The sequence below is a fragment of the Pantoea sp. BR_17 genome (assembly GCF_041955125.1).
In the GTDB taxonomy this organism is placed as follows: domain Bacteria; phylum Pseudomonadota; class Gammaproteobacteria; order Enterobacterales; family Enterobacteriaceae; genus Pantoea; species Pantoea stewartii.
Map to the genome: position 1 here is coordinate 1 of NZ_JAVAXT010000004.1, position 17385 is coordinate 17385.

General features: G+C 58.0%; 4 protein-coding genes. All 4 read left to right on the plus strand.

All coding sequences use genetic code 11. The features are described from left to right. A partial coding sequence (locus RAC60_RS08005) for an Ig-like domain-containing protein (RefSeq protein WP_375093270.1) occupies positions 1-11884 on the plus strand: 11884 nt, incomplete at its 5' end. A 502-nt stretch (positions 11885-12386) separates the two neighbouring features. Then, entirely contained in the window at positions 12387-13742 is a 1356-nt protein-coding gene (locus RAC60_RS08010) for a TolC family outer membrane protein (protein WP_110268200.1), read from the plus strand. Positions 13743-13768: 26 nt separating this feature from the next. Then, positions 13769-15907, plus strand: a complete 2139-nt coding sequence (locus tag RAC60_RS08015; protein WP_054687466.1) for a type I secretion system permease/ATPase — start codon at positions 13769-13771, stop codon at positions 15905-15907. Next, positions 15904-17073 carry an HlyD family efflux transporter periplasmic adaptor subunit gene (locus tag RAC60_RS08020; RefSeq protein WP_033740600.1) on the plus strand — a complete coding sequence of 390 codons (1170 nt, stop codon included), beginning with the start codon at positions 15904-15906 and terminating at the stop codon, positions 17071-17073. The genes RAC60_RS08015 and RAC60_RS08020 overlap by 4 nt, the downstream gene beginning before the upstream one ends. Positions 17074-17385: the final 312 nt, after the last annotated feature.

The window sequence follows — 17385 nt, forward strand, 5'->3', positions numbered from 1 at the left end:
GGAGCCGGGCCAGACCGTGACCGTGACGCTGGGCGGGCAGACCTACACCGCCACGGTGGGTCAGGACGGCAGCTGGAGCGTGACGGTGCCGGCGGCGGCGCTGCAGGCGCTGGCGGCGGGCACGGCGACCATCGAGGCGACGGTGAGCAACGCGGCGGGCACCGCAGCCACGACTGCCGAAACCATCACTGTGGAGGCACCGGCAACACAGCCTGGCGATCCGACGTTGACCGTCGATCCTTTCGCCGGAGACAACGTGCTGGATAATGCAGAAAAAGCAACGGATCAGATTCTGTCCGGCACCACCGTCAATGTGGAGCCGGGCCAGACCGTGACCGTGACCCTGGGCGGGCAGACCTATACCACCACGGTGGGCCAGGACGGCGGCTGGAGCGTGACGGTGCCGTCGGCAGCGCTGGGCGCATTAGCGGCGGGCACAACGACGATTGCCGTCAGCGTGGCTAACAATGCCGGAGACATCGCGACGGGCAACCAGGACATTATCGTTGAACCCGCAGCGGGGACGCCGGGATCGCTGACGATTACCCAACCGCTGGGCGGAGATGGTTTTATTAATGCGCTGGAGGCCAGCCAGGGCGTTATCGTTAAGGGTGCGTTCCTTGGTGGGACACCGGGTCAGCAGATTGCGGTTAACTTTAACGGTGTCAATTACAACGGTACCGTAGATGGTGACGGATTATGGTCGGTCACGATGCCTGCAGCCGCTTTTGACGGCGTGGCAGACGGGCTGAAATCGATTACCGTCAGCACCGTGGATGCTAACGGTAACCTCGTGACCGGCACAGCTGACGTGATCCTGCAGGCCACAACATTGCCTGCTGTTAACCTCGACAGCGGCGCGATCAGCGATGGTGTCCTTAATAATCTGGACGCCGCCAGCGATCAGGTACTGAGCGGGAATACCGGCATTACCGGTGACGGACAACAGGTACAGATTCAACTCGGCGGCAACACCTACAACGTTCCGGTTAATACGGACGGCAGCTGGAGTACGACGATTCCTGCCACCGATCTGTCTGCCTTACCGCAGGGGAATAACCCACTGGTTGTCAGTGTGGTTGATCAGGCTGGCAACGTGGTTACCCAGACAAATAACCTCACGGTGGATACCCAGTCACCTGTGCTGGGCGTTGATCCCGTGGGCGGCGATAACACGCTAAGCGTCAGCGATCTGACACAGCCACTGATCCTGAATGGTACCGGCCAGAATGGCGATCAGGTCACACTATCGCTCAACGGCAGATTTTACCGGACGCTGGTGGCCTCCAATGGCCGCTGGTCTTTGAGAGTTGACCAGTCTGATCTCGCTGCATTACCGTCAGGCAGCAATCCGTTTACGGTCACGGTGACGAATGCCAATGGCAGCCAGACGACGTTCACCAGCGATCTGAATGTCGCGACGGCACCAGAAGTCCAGCCTACCATTACGGTTAATTCGGGTAGTTTTGCTGGCGATGGCATTCTGGATGGTGCCGAACAGCAGCAGCCACAAACCCTTACCGGCACCACAACCAATGTTGAGGCGGGACAACAGGTTAGCGTTACCCTGAATGGCGTGACCTACACGGGGACAGTAGAGCCCAACGGTAACTGGCAAATCACGCTGCCGTCCACCGCATTGTCCGGCTTGCCGAATGGTGCGCAGACGCTGACCGTTGAGGTCGTAAACGCCGTCGGGAACACCAGCAGTGCCGAGCTGGCCTTTACGGTGGACAATACGGGCAGCAGCGTTGCGCTGTCGCCTGTAGGGACAAATAACTACCTCAATGTTGAGGATGTGGCCAGCGATGTCGTGTTGAGTGGCACCACAATCAACATTCCTGCGGGCAGTCAGGTGACCGTTAGTGTTAATGGCACCAGCTATACCGGCACGGTCGATGCGCAGGGCAACTGGACGGTGACGCTGCCTGCCGGTTCGCTGGCTGAACTGCCAAACGGTGCTCTGCCGGTCATTACCACTATCACCGATGCCGGTGGTAACACGCTTGCCACCAATACAACGAATATTAACGTCTTTGCTACCGATCTGCCGATCGCAACGGCTGGCGTCGCCTTTGGTGATGGCGTGCTGAATGGCGCTGAAGCCACGGCCAACGGCACGATTACGGGCAACAGCGGTGTGACCGGTGCCGGGCAAGGCGTTGTCGTCAACTTCAATGGGGTTGACTATAACGGCACGGTAGATGGTGCAGGTAACTGGCAGGTGAGCATTCCGTCAGGCATCCTCGCTGCGCTGGATCAGGGAACGGTACCTTATACCGTCACGCTCACCGATATTGCCGGCAACACCAGTACGGCCTCTGGCTCCGTCACGGTGGATACCGTGCCGCCGGTGCTGCAGGTTGCCACGCCTTCTGGCGATGGCGTACTCAACGCCACGGAAATTCAGCAGCCTCTTGTGCTGACCGGCACCAGTGAAAACGGTGCGACCATCGTCGCCTCGTTTAATGGTACAACCGTCACAACAACGGCTAATACAGATGGCACCTGGACGCTGAATGTACCGGATGCTGCGTTGAGTGGATTGTCTGACGGTAGCTATACCTTAACGGTGACGGCGACAGACAGTGCCGGTAACGTCTCTACCAATACCAGTAACCTGACGGTAAAAGCGGATGCGGCTTCGCTGCCAACGTTAACCCTGAATCCCTTCGCAGGCGATAATGTCGTCGATGGCGCAGAGCGTCAGGTCAGTCAGGTGCTGTCCGGCACCACTACGAATGTCGAGCAGGGTCAGACCGTCACCCTCACTGTAGGCAGCGATGTTTTCAGCGGCACAGTATTGGGGGATGGCACCTGGCAACTGACTGTTCCGGCAGAGGTCCTCGCTTCGCTGGCTGACGGCAGCGCCAGTTACACCGTGGCCGTCAGTGATGCCGCAGGCAATACCGCCACTGGCAGTCTGGATCTGACGCTCAACAGCAATGCCTCAGGTATCGCGCTGGCCCCCTTGAGCGACGATAACTATCTGAATGCCGGTGAGGCAACCGACCCGCTGATTGTTAGCGGAACCACGGTCAATGTCGCGCCCGACAGCACGGTTACGCTGGTGTTCAATGGCGTCACGTATACCGGCACGGTTTCAGCCACCGGAACCTGGAACATTGTGATCCCACCTGCCGATCTGGCAAGCCTGACTGATGGGCCGACCACGTTGACCGTATCGGCTACGGATACCACGGGGGCCGTACTCAGCAGCTCAGGTACGCTGAACGTGGCCATTAACAATGTACCCAACCCTGTCGTTATTAATGCTTTTGATGGCGGCGTGATTAATGCAGACGATGTCACCAATGCGCAGGCGCTGAACGGCACAACTGGCGTGAGTGGCGTTGGGCAAACCGTTAACGTCACCTTTAACGGTAATATCTACAGCGGAACCGTGGACGCAAACGGCAACTGGCGCGTTACGCTGCCTGCTGATGCGCTTACCGCTCTGACTGAGGGCAGCACCGGCTATACGGTGACGGTCACGGATGCGGCCGGTAACAGCCGTTCCGTTGCGGGCACTGTCGAGGTGGATCTCACCCCGCCAGGCCTGACGCTGGATCCGGTGACAGGTGATGATGTTGTCGACCCGACCGAGAGCACCGGACCGATTGTGCTCAGCGGCAGCAGTGATGCCGGGGAAGGTCAGGTGGTAACGATCGCCCTAAACAATCAGGTATGGACCACGGCAGTTGACGCCGAAGGCAACTGGAGCTTTACATTGCCCGCTGGCGCACTGGAAGGTATTCCCGCAGGTAGCTATGCACTGGCCGTGACCGTCAGCGATCTGGCCGGAAACAGCGTGACAGAAACCCGCGAGATTACCGTATCAACGAACAGTCTGCCGATCAGTATCGTTACACCTTTCACAGACGGTTATCTGAACCAGATCGAGTCCACGACTGACCAGACACTCAGCGGCACCACCGGCGCTTCTGGCGCAGGTCAGACCGTCACGGTGACCGTGGGGGGAAATGATTACAGCGCGACAGTGGATGCACAGGGTAACTGGTCTCTGACTCTGGGTAGTGATGTCCTTCAGGCACTGACAGAAGGCGTCAATCCCATTGTCGTCAATGTGACTGACGCGGCGGGTAACACGGGCAGCCTGGACAGTAACATCACCGTGGATTTCACACCGCCTGAACTGACTCTGACGCCGGTTACCGGAGATAATCAAATCAATGCAGTGGAGGTGCTGCAGACCATTCCGGTTTCCGGCACGGCATCGCTGGCTGATGAAGGGCAAACGGTTACCGTGACCTTACAAGGCCAGACTTATCAGACGCTGGTGCTTCAGGATGGAAGCTGGCAGGTCAATATTCCTGCCAGCGTCATGCAGGGCTTACCGGATGGCACGTATGCGTTGGATATTACCCTGACAGATGCGGCGGGTAACCAGACCACGCTGACGCAAAATCTGACCCGCGTCGCCGACAGCGCGTCATTGCCCGTGCTGACAGTCGATACCGTCAGCGGCGATAACTTGCTGAACCGGGCAGAAGCCGCTGCCGATTTCACCATCAGCGGTGGCAGCACGAACCTGACGGCGGGGCAGGTTGTGACTGTCACCCTGAACGGTCAGAGCTACACCGGTGCCGTACAGGCAGACGGCAGCTGGAACGTGACCGTTCCTGCGGGTGATGCTGGCGCGCTGCCAGATGGTGCGTTGTCTGTGGTGGTGGTGGCGAGCGATACGGCGGGCAATCCTGCCAGCAGCACTGCCAGCCTCACTGTCATCGCCAGCGAGGCGGCGCAGCCAACGCTTAGCGTAGATGTAGTGGCAGCGGACGACATCATCAACGCAACCGAAGCCGGAACGGCGCTGGAGGTGACGGGCAGCAGCAGGCTACTGGCAGAAGGGACGCCTGTTACGCTGACCGTTAACGGTATTGCGTACCCGACCACCATTGATGCCAACGGCAACTGGCGCGTAACCGTGCCCGCCGATGCCCTTGCTGATCTGCCGTCCGGGACAGAACAAGCCTTTGTGGTGACGGCGAATGATGCTGCGGGCAATCCTGCGGAGGCCAGCCATAATGTCGCCATCGAAACGACCCTGCCACCGCTGGTCGATATTACCCTGAGCGCAGGCACGTCGCTGAATCAGGCCGAATCGCTCCAGGATCTGACGGTCACCGGTAACAGTGCGCCTGGCGCACAGATTAGCGTGACGCTAAATCAAATCAGTTACACCGCCCTGGCCGACGGAAACGGTGCCTGGACGCTGGCCATCCCGGCAGCGGATCTGCAAGCGCTGACTGATGGTGTTCAGACTGTCACCGTGACGGCAACGGACACCAGCGGTAACGTCGCGACCGACAGCAGCACGACGCTGGATGTGGCGATCAGAAACGTACCTGTCCTGACGCTGGACGTCCCGTTTGGCGATGGCCTGCTGAGTCAGGCAGAGGCTGCGGGTGCGTTGACGCTGACGGGCACAGCCACCAATCTGGCCGAAGGCAGCGAAATCACCGTCACAATTGGGGATCAACCCTTTACCACGACGGTCGCTGCCAACGGTATCTGGACGCTCAGTCTGGCACCGGACGCGCTCAGCGGTTTACCCGATGGCGTGACGCAGGTGCAGGTGACGGCCAGTGATGTGGCGGGCAATCCGGCAGAAGCATCCGTCGGCGTTGAGATCTTACTGACGCCACCAGCGACGCCAACGGTTGCGGAAACGCTGTTTGGCGACAACGTCATCAATGCCAGTGAAGCTGCGTCAGTACAGCTGATTAACGGCACCACACCACTGAGCGACGGGCAAACCGTGAACGTGACTGTGGACGGCACACCGCTGACGGTATCCGTTGACGCCCAGGGTAACTGGACAGCCAGCCTGACGCCGGAAGTCATGGCGGGGCTGGCCGATGGCAGCCATACCCTGAGTATCGTGACGACCGATCGGGCAGGCAATACCTCGGTGACGACCACACAGGATTTCACGACGGCAACCGCACCGATTGCCGCGCCTACGCTTGATACGCCGTTTGGCGATGGACGCATTAACGCGGCCGAGGCGCAGGCTGGCGGTAGCCTGAGTGGCGATCTGAATAATGATAACGCCGCCGCCGTGACCGTTACGGTCAACGGGACGCTCTATGCGGCTGCCATTAACGGCGACGGCACCTGGTCACTGGACCTGCCCGCGAGCGTCCTGCAAACGCTGCCGGATGGGACCTGGCCGGTGACGATCACCGTCACCGACGTCAATGGCAATACGGCCAGCACCGTTGACAACATCATTGTCGCTGTGCAAACGCTGCCGAATGTGAGTCTCAATCTGCCGTTTGGCGATGGTGCGCTGAATGCCACTGAGGCGACACAGGACCAAACCCTGACCGGTACCACCGGCATCAGTGGCGCGGGGCAAACCGTTACGGTGGTGATCAGCGGCTTCAACAATGACGAACCGCTGAATGCGGTCGTGCAGAATGACGGAAGCTGGTCGCTCACGCTGACCCCGGATCAGATGGCGCAAATTCCTAACGGTAGCCATGTCATTACGGTGAGTGCAGCCGATAGTGCGGGGAACACCGACAACACCACATTAAACGTGGTGACCGCGGTGACGGCGCCCGTGCCGACTTTTGCGGCCACACAGTTTGGTGGCGACAATGTGCTGAGCATCAGTGAGGCCGCCGCTGGCGTCACGCTGACGGGAACGACGGGCAGCAGCGGCGCAAATCAGGCCGTCAGCATTATCGTGAATCTGGACGGCATCAGCTATACCGGCACGGTCGATAACGATGGCAACTGGAGCGTGACGATTCCGCCTAATGCGTTAAATTCGTTAGTGAGCGGTCCGTATACCGTCACCGTTAACGTCGTTGATGCTACCGGCAACCCGGGTACTGCCCAGTTTAACTTCACGGCCGATCTGACGACACCGGTGCCAACCGTGGCCCCGCTCGCACGTGACGGTTTTATTAATTCAGCGGATGTCGCGAATGGCGTCACCCTGACCGGTAGCACAGGGGAACCCGGTGAAGGGCAGACGGTTGTGGTCACCTTAGGAGGGACAAGCTTCGATGCGGTGGTACAGGCAGATGGCAGCTGGACATTAGCCCTGAGCACAGCCGATCTGCAAGGTTATACCGACGGAAATTACAGTCTTTCTGTGGTCGCGACGGATGCGGCTGGCAACAGTGCCACCCTTACAGAGACGCTGACCATTGATACTACCGCACCTGTGATCACCACGGTGGCCTTTGCAGGGGATGACGGACTGGATTACGCCGAAAGTGTTCAGCCGCAGGTGCTGAGTGGCGTAGTAACAGGGGCTGAAATCGGGACTTCGTTGACCGTTTCCCTTGCGGGTACGGTGCTGGGCACGGGCATCGTTGGGGCAGACGGAAGCTGGAGCCTCACACTGACGCCTGAACAAATGCGTGACTTTACGCAGCCGACTACCACACTGACGCTGACCGTCAGCGATCAGGCCGGTAACCCGGTGACGCAGGAACTGTCAGTTCCGGTTGATCTGACGCCACCGCCGGGACCGCTGGTCACGCTGGGCACCGTATCGGGTGACAACATCATCAGTACGGTCGATCAGGCAAATGGTGTCGTGCTGAGCGGAACATCGCAAAACCTGGGTGCTACCGGCGAGGTCAGCATTGTCATCAACGGGACCCCTTACGCCACCACGCTGGATGCGAACGGCAACTGGACGACGGGAGCGCTGTCCGTCGCCGATTTCGGCACCACCGACGGGCCGGTCACCATTACGGTCAACGCGACCAATGGTTCGGAAACCGTCACGGCCACTGGCACCGTGCAGTTGGATCTGACACCGCCGTCACTCACTATCAATGACTTTGCGGGTGACAATGTCATTAACGACGGCGAAACTCAGGTACGCCAGACCATTAGCGGTACCTCGGACACCAGTGAGGCGGGCCGCGCAGTAACGGTGACGCTCAACGGCAAAACCTACACCGCCGTCGTGCAGACTGACGGCACCTGGTCAACCAGCGTACCGGCCAGTGATATGCAGGCACTCGCCGAGGGTCAAACGGTCATCAATGCCCAGCTCAGCGATGCTGCGGGCAACGTGACTTCCGTCGACCGCACCGTGACTGTAGATACGACCGCACCATTGATTCAGACTGACGCCTTCCTGGGCGACAACCTGATTAATGCAGCCGATATCACAACCAGTCAGGTCCTGACCGGTCGCACAACGGGCGCAGAAGAGGGCCAAACCATTTCCCTGTTCGTGGGTGATGGTGCGCCGATCGCTACGGCGGTTATCGGTGCTGACGGTGCCTGGAGCATTGACTTAACGCCTGACGTGCTGGCCAGCCTTAACGATGGTCCGCTGGTCTTTGGTCTTCGCGTCAGCGATGTTGCAGGCAACCAAACCGATGCGACGATCACCGTCAACAAGGTGGTGAACGCGGCGTTAAATCTGGTGGTCGACTCTGTGTTTGGTGACGGCACACTCAGTGCTATCGATACCACGATTGCACAGACCATTACCGGCACGGCCACATCGGCCGGCGTGGGCGCGACCGTCGCGGTCACGATTGGTGGCACAACGCTGACCAGCGCGGTCGGACAGGATGGCAAATGGGCCATTGTGGTTCCACCGAATGTACTGGGTTTGATCAGTGATGGTCAGCTGGCGCTGGACGTCACCCTGACAGATGCTGCGGGCAACGTCCGTACCGTGGGGGAAACCGTGACGGCCATTGTCGATGCCGTACCCGTTGTGGGAACCCTGACCGGCCTGTTTGGTGGCGACAACTTGCTGAATATTGCCGAAGCGGCCGTCAACCAACAGATTGGCGGTACGATCGAAAATGCGGCAGCGGGATCGCAGGTGACGGTGACGTTAGGCACCCGCACCTACACCACTGCAGTGGGCACCAATGGAAGCTGGAGTCTGACGCTGCCTGCTGCCGACCTGACGGCGCTGACGGCGGGTAACCAGACACTGGGCGTCAGCGTGATTGATGCTGTCGGCAACGTGGCCAGCAACAGTACCACCATTGGCATTTTCACCCAGACGCCGACTATCAGTCTGACCTCACTGTTCGGTGATGGTGTGCTTAACCTGGCCGACATTGCGACCAGTCAGACGCTCAGCGGCGTGGTCAACAACGTCGCAGTAGGTTCGACAGTCACGCTTACGGTAGGCGCCTCGCAGATTAACGCAGTGGTGGGAGCGAACGGCACCTTCTCCGCAACGGTGACGCCAGATATCCTCGGCACGCTGGCGCAGGGCAACCTCACCATCGGGGCAACGGTTACCGATGCTGCCGGGAATACGGCCTCGACCAGCGCGGGCATTCGCGTCGATACCGTGGTACCAACCATCACCCTCAATCCGCTGTTTGGGGATACGTTGCTGAATGTAGCTGATGCCCTGGCGGGGCAGACGATTAGCGGCGCGGTAACCGGGGCGGAAGCCGGATCTCGCGTGGTTGTGACGATTGCGGGGCAGCAGCTCGTGACCGTCACCGATGCCAGCGGCAACTTCAGCCTCGGCTTAACGCCGACTTTGCTGAAAGGCTTGTCCGACGGCACGCTCACTGTAGGCGTCAGCGTCACCGATGCCGCAGGCAATACCAGTAGCAGCTCGGCCACGGCGACCGTAGGCATTAACAATTTGCCGAAAGTGACGCTGAACCCGCTGTTTGGCGACGGTGTGCTTAATATTGCCGAGTCGCTCGTGACGCAGACCATTACGGGGACCGCAACCGGCGTGGCGGCGGGCAGCACCGTGCGCCTGGCGATTGGCAACACCACGGCGACGGCGGTGGTGAATGCGGACGGCACGTTCTCTGCTTCGTTAAGCCCGGCAGTTCTTTCGACATTGCTTGGCGGCAACTTTACGGTCAGTGCATCGGTAACGGATGCGGTCGGTAACACCACCTCCACCAGCGCAGGCGTGCAGCTGGCCGTGACGCAGCCAACTCTGACGGTCAATACGGTGTTTGGCGACGGTGTCCTGAGCGCCGCAGACCTTTCAACTAATCAGACCATCAGTGGGTCGTCGTCACTGTCAGCGGGCGCAACCGTCAGCGCCACGTTAAACGGCGTGACCTACTCCACCAAAGTGGTGAGCGGCGGTGGGTGGACGATCAGCGTACCGAAGGCAGATCTGCTGAGCATCAGCGATGGTACGAAAACTGTTGCCGTGACAGGGACCGACCTTAACGGTAATACCGTGTCCGGTTCGGGCAACCTGAGCGTCATCAGTAACAGTGCGCCGGCGTTAACCATTACCTCCCTGTTTGGTGACAACGCGCTGAGCGTCGCAGATGTGAAAACCACGCAGACGATTAGCGGGACGGCCACTAACGCGGAAGGATCGCTGGTGCAGGTCACCATCGGTACCCAGACCTTTACCACGTCGGTAAACAGTAACGGGACCTGGAGCCTGCCGATCTCCGCAACAAACCTGGCGGCGATTGCGGACGGACTCTATACCGTTACCGCCAGCGTCACCAATGGTATCGGCAACAGCGGCAGCGCGTCTGCTTCGCTGGGCGTCGCCAGCCGCAGTACGCCGACCGTTGGTGTGAACAGCTACTTTGGCGGTGATGGTTATCTGAACATCTCTGAATCCAATATTGCTGAAACCATCAGCGGCACCAGCAGTAATGCTGTCGGCGGGCGCGTAACCGTTAACGTGGCAGGTAATATTCTGACCACCACTGTAGGCGCAAACGGCACCTGGAGCGTTAGCGTACCGTCAGCCACACTGAAAGGCATATCGGACGGCAGCCATTCGGTCGCGGTCACTGTCACGGATATCGGCGGTAACAGCACCACGACGACCAGTGCCTTTACCGCGTTGTCGCACAACCAGCCTGTCGTCGGGGTGGATCCGGTGCTCAGCGTCGTGACCGCACTGTTGACGGGTTTGACGGTGCAGGGCGGATCGCTGAACGCAGCCCAGGGTTCCAGAGTCAGCGTGACGCTGCTGCTGGCGAACGGCAGTAACGGGCCAACCATCAATACGACTACCGATGCTCTGGGACGTTACTCGGCTAATTTTGCCTCGTCACTGCTTTCTGTAGGGGGACTCTTGCTGTCAGTGAATACGCTGGCGAAAGTGACCATTACGGATGTGGCCGGTAACAGCTTTACCACCACAAACACGCTGTTGCTGGGGTCATTGTTGCCTGCCACGACCACGCTGTCGGCGGAGTCGTTTGCCACCTTCGCGGTGTCGGACGAAAGTGTTACGGCGGCCAGTCTGGAAACGCAGCATCACAGTCAGTCTGGCGAGGAAACAGCACCGGCGCTCCATGCCGTCTCTACACTGACCACGGAAGCCGATACGGTGGTGCCGACCAGCAGTACCGAGTCGGTGAATGTCGCGGAGCAAGCCGTTGTCGTGCCTGAAACCCCCATAACGGAGGAGGCTTACAGTATTGGTGGGGTGGTGATTACGCTGGAAGATGGCAGACAGATTGAAGGGGCGACGGTAAGCGGCAGCAGTGGTGCCGATACCGTGACCGTCAACGATCTGAATTTCAGCCATATTGATGGCGGTGCCGGTACCGATACCCTGGTGCTGGGCGGTGATCACATCACGCTGGATCTGACTGCGCTTGGCCTGAAAGTCGAAAACATTGAAATTCTCGATCTGGGTAAAAGTGGCACCAATTCGGTCAAACTTGATCTGAATGAGGCGCTTACGCTTACAGACAACCAGAGCGATGATTTGATGATTAAAGGCGCAGACGGCAGTCAGGTCACGCTGGTCAATAGCGATGGTGGCGTTTGGGAAATCAGTGGTGAGCGTATGCTGAATGGCCAGGCCTATGAGGTCTACCATAATTCGGCGCTTGCCAATGACAATACGCTGGGTGATGTGCTGGTCCAGCATAACCTGCAGGTCGCCATCGTCTAAACGGTGCAGTTTGATGGTTACACGCAGAACACAGCGGGTGCGCAAGCACCCGCTTTTTTAATCCGTTTTAACTGACCGTACCGCAGTTAATGCGCCGCATTCGATAGTGCGTGTCGGTCATCCATCATCCAGGCGGAGGACTGGCACGGGATAAAGCGGTATATAACGTCACGCCCAGTCCTGACGCCTCGTCCATCAACGGATAGAGTAATTCCTTAACTTTATTAACTGGTAGGATGTTTACTTATGCTAATGACTTTTTGGGATTAAATTTGGCTAAAAAAACAGCTTTCAGACGATATATTTGATAACTGGCGATTTTTATCATGAACCTCTCGCCAATTTATACTATTAATATTAACGCGCGCTTAGCGGTAGGCTTTCAAAAACATAAATTAAATTAACAATAAAGTGCGTGTTCTGCTGTCGCATTGCTGTTTTTTACGCCCCAAATCACCAGGTAATCCTCTAACGATGATAAACAGCCCTGTTGGTATGAAGAATGAAGAACGCGCGTCTGGTCCTGATCTGTTGTGCCTTAAATGGCATGGTACTCCCTGCAGCCCTGGCTGCGCCTTTACCCGAAGCCGAATTTAACTGGCGTGCCGCGCCCAGTGAAGAACAGGTGGCAACCTTAACCCTGCGTGAGGCGATTCTGCGCGCGTTTGCCCGCAATCCGAAGATTTCGGAAGCGGCCGCTCAGATTTACGTAGGGGAAGGGGATCTCAGTGCGGCCCAGAGCGCCTGGTATCCCCAGATATCGCTTCAGGGCGCAGCGGGGCGCTCACATCAGACGGATTCCTCCGGCAGTCTGAACAACAACGGCTCTGGCGGCATTATGCTCAGTCAGCTCCTGTACGATTTTGGCCGCACCAACGGCGCCATCGATGAACAGCATGCCCTTTCAGAGGCATATCGCTTTGGCCTGTTCGATGCCATGACGCAGGCCGCGAAAGATACGTTACAGGCCTATCTTGAGGTCAAACGCTATCAGTCACTTGCCATGACGGCCCAGACAAACATCGCGTCGCTTGAGCACGTTCGCGAAATTGCCAAAATGCGGGCGGATGCCGGTCTCAATTCTCAGTCCGATGTATTGCAGGCGGAAACCCGCATTGCTGCGATGCAGGCGACTCGTGAACAGTATCTGGCACAGCTTCGCTCGGCCAAAGCCCAGCTTACGGTCTTGACCGGCGTGGTACCGGCGACGCTGCCTGAACTTCCTCAGGCGCTGCTCAGGCAGCAGGTCACTCTTGATCGTATTGCCTATGAAAACAGCGCTTCGGTGCGCAGCGCGCAGTCTAAGCAGGAAGCCGCGCGTGAGCGGGTAAGGCAGGCCCAGTCTGGCCACTGGCCCAGTATCAAAGTGCAGGCGGGCCGGACGCGTTATGAAAACGATCAACGCTCATACTGGGACGACGAAGTGCAGCTCCAGGTTGAGGCGCCGCTCTATCAGGGCGGGCTGGTCAATGCCAAAACGCAGGCCGCCGAGGGTGAGCGTCTGGCCGCACAGGCGGCGGTGCAGCAAGCCAAACTGGCCATTAATCAAAGCGCCTCCACGGCTTACGCCGATATGATTGGCGCCCAGCAACGCCAGCAGGCGGGGGAAGTGCAACTGGCCAGCGCGGAGCACACGCGCAATGTTTACGCCGATGAATACCGGCTCAGCAAACGTAGCCTGAACGATCTGCTCAGCGTTGAGCAGGATGTCTTTCAGGCCGACAGTTCCCGCATCATCGCCCTCTACGACGGCTGGGATGCCACCGTCCGCTATGCGGCCGCCGTTGACAACCTGCTCGATATCATGGGCATCGACCGCCAGAAAAACAGTGGCGATCTTCTTCCTTCGCTGCAATAGCCAGTCTGCACTAAAAGGCGTGAATAATGAGTGTACAAAACCTGAAGACGGAAAACTGGATTGCCGCGATGTTGCGTGTGGCGGCGCGTTTCGGCAAGCCTGCCGATGGCAAAACGCTGCGTCAGCAGATGCGCTGGTTCGAACATCTCCCTGCTGAACAGCAACTTGAACGGCTTTGCGGTTTGCTCGGCCTGCACCTGACCATGGTGTCCCCCAACAAACTGCGCTGGCGCCAGGACATCACGCCTGTCGTGCTGGTTATGGAAAACCATAGCGTGGCGGTGCTGGAAGGCATTGATGGGGAGGGAAGCGCACGTTACTGGCTCAGCGAAGGCGGTGACGTGATTCGCGAAGGTGAGCTGGCGGGCCTGCTTTCGCGTACACAAGGGGATGTGGGCGTTATTGGCGTTGCCGCTCGTGGGCGGGATGCCCGCATTGATGAGTTTGTTCAGCCCTATGAGCCGCACTGGTTCTGGAAAAACTTTCGGGGCATGGGCCGCCGTATTGCTGAGATTTCCCTGGCATCGATCATCAGTAATGTTCTGGCGCTGGCCGGGATTCTGTTTTCCATGCAGGTCTACGACAGGGTCATTCCTGCGCAGTCCGAAGCTACGTTGTGGGTGCTGTTTGTGGGCGTGCTGATTGCCGCCGCCATTGAATATTTGATTCGTCTGATGCGCACGCAGGTATCCGATCTGATGGGGAAACGCATTGACCTGAAAGTCTCTGCCATGCTGTTTGCCCGGGCGATGAATATTCGTAACGAATCCCGACCTAAATCAACCGGCTCTTTTATCTCGCAACTGCGCGAGATCGATCAGGTGCGCGAGTTACTGACCTCCACGACCGTCGGCGCGGCGGCAGATTTACCTTTTGTCATTCTCTTCCTGTTTATTATGTCGTTTATTGGCGGCTGGCTGGTCCTGATTCCGCTGGCCGCCATTCCCCTCATTATTATCCCAGGCCTGCTGGTACAGTTTCCTATGGCCCGGCTGGCGAAAGCTGGCTTACGTGAAGGGGCACTGCGTAATGCGGTGCTGGTCGAGACCATCGAAGGCATTGAAGACATCAAGGCATTGCAGGCAGAGCCGTATTTTCAACGCCAATGGGAGCAAACGCATGAGGTCAGTGCGTCAATCGGTAATCAGCAACGCCTGTGGGGGGCCAGACTCACGGGCTGGGCATCGACCGTGCAGCAGCTGACCTATGCGGGCATGCTGGTCTTTGGGGTCTATCTGGTGCTGGACGCACAAATCACGACCGGGACGCTGGTCGCCTGTAGCCTGCTTTCCTCGCGCACCATCGCGCCACTGATGCAACTCACCATGGTCTTTTCCCGCTGGCAGCATGCGAAAACCGCAATGAAAGGGCTGGATGAGCTACTGAAAAAACCACTCGATAAACCTGAGACCGCGACACTGGCCCACTGTCCGACGCTGACCGGGCACTATGAATTGCGCAACGTGCATTACACCTATGATGAAGAGAACGAAAAGAACGTACTCAACGTGCAGCAGTTAACCATCAGGCCCGGTGAAAAAATCGCCATTCTGGGCAAGGTCGGTGCAGGTAAATCCACCCTGCTGAAAATTCTGGCCGGTCAGGCACAGGCCACGCAGGGGAAAGTGCTGGTCGATGGCGTGGATATGGCGCAAATCGACCCCACGGATCTCCGCCGTCAGCTCGGCTGGCTTTCTCATGATTCGCGACTGTTCTTCGGCACGTTACGTCAGAATCTGCTGCTGGGGAATCCACACGCCAGTGAACAGGAGATGCTGCAGGCGCTGCGTATCAGCGGTGCGTTGTCGCTGGTTCAGCAGGATGCGGCCAGTCTGGATCGCATTATTAATGAAGGTGGCCGTGGGCTGTCGGGCGGACAGCGCCAGATGATTATGCTCAGCCGGATGATTCTGCGCCAGCCACAGGTTGTGCTGCTGGATGAACCCACCGCCTCGATGGATGAGCAACTTGAAGATCATGTGATCCGCCAGATGCAGAGTTGGATCAGCGGACGAACGTTAATCCTGGTCACGCACCGTCCCGCACTGTTGAAGATGGTTGATCGTATCGTGGTGATGGAAAACGGCCGCATCATTGCGGACGGGACAAAAGAGCAGATTCTGCGGCGCGCGACCACGGATGCCGGCCAGGGAGGTGCAGCATGAGCATCGTCATGTTAGACAAAGATTTGGCCAAACATGAGCGACGCACATCCACCATCATCTGGTTGTGCACCGCCGCGCTGGTGCTTTTTCTGATCTGGGCGCATTTCGCCATTCTTGATGAAGTCACGGTCGGCACCGGAAAAGTGACGCCGTCAACCCGTGCGCAGGTAATTGACAGTCTGGACGGCGGCATCGTGAAGCAGCTTAACGTGCATGAGGGCGATATCGTCGAAAAAGGCCAGATTCTGGCCACTCTGGATCCCACCCGTTTTCAGTCTAACTTTGGTGAAGTGCAGGCACGGGTGAGGACGCTGCGCGCTTCGTCTGAGCGACTGAGCGCAGAGCTGTCTGGTACACCGCTCACCTTCAGCGCAGAGACGCTAAAAGAGCCGCAACTGGTGGCGCGTGAGAAGCAGTTGTACGAATCACGTCGCCGTAACCTGACAGAGACGATCAGCAACCTGCAACAGTCTTTACGGCTGGTTCAGGATGAGCTGCGTTTAACGGAACCGCTGGTGGCGAAGGGCGCCGCAGGGCAGGTAGAAGTCATTCGCCTGCGCCGTCAGGTCAGCGATCTGCGCGGTAAAATTGATGAGGCACGTAACGATTATCTGGTCCGTGCCCATGAAGAGCAGGTAAAAAACAATGCGGAACTGGATGCCCAACTGCAGGTTGCCGCAGGCAAAGAAGACCTGCTGACGCGTGCCACGCTCACTTCACCCGTTCGGGGTATCGTGAAGGATATCCAGGTCACCACGGTCGGTGGTGTGCTCGAACCGGGCGGTAAGATGATGGAAATCGTGCCGCTGGAAGATCAACTGCTAATCGAAACCCGTATCAATCCTCGTGATATCGCCTATATTCGGCCCGGCCTGCCAGCCGTGGTGAAAGTGACCGCCTATGACTCTTCCATCTACGGTGACCTGCCGGGCGTGGTGGAAACGGTCTCGCCGGATACCTTGCAGGATGAGGTTAAGCGCGATCAGTTTTATTACCGTGTTTATGTCCGCACACAAAAAGCGGAGCTGACAAACCGGGCCGGACGACGCTTCCCCATTGTGCCGGGCATGGTGGCGAATGTAGAGATCAAGACAGGGCAGAAATCTGTCATGGATTATTTGCTTAAGCCGTTGAATAAGGTTAAAGAATCGATGCGTGAACGTTAATAAGGCGTGGAACCGGACCGGTAACCTAGCTGGTTTCGGTCCGTGATAAAATACAGGGGAAACTTTGTAAGAGGTGAGGGTTAATTTGGCGAGGGCGAAGCGGCATAAGTGACGAATAATTCAGCACTTAGCGGTGCTATTTTCCGCACAGCTGACCAGACACTGAACAGCAGGCAAAAAAAAGCCGGGCAATATGCCCGGCGCTTAATTAGCATTTAAGAAATCATTCGGGGGTGAATGAAGATAAGAAATAAATGATGATAGCGGGTGTAATTATAGGGATTATGGGAAAGATGTTTTATCATTGAGTGC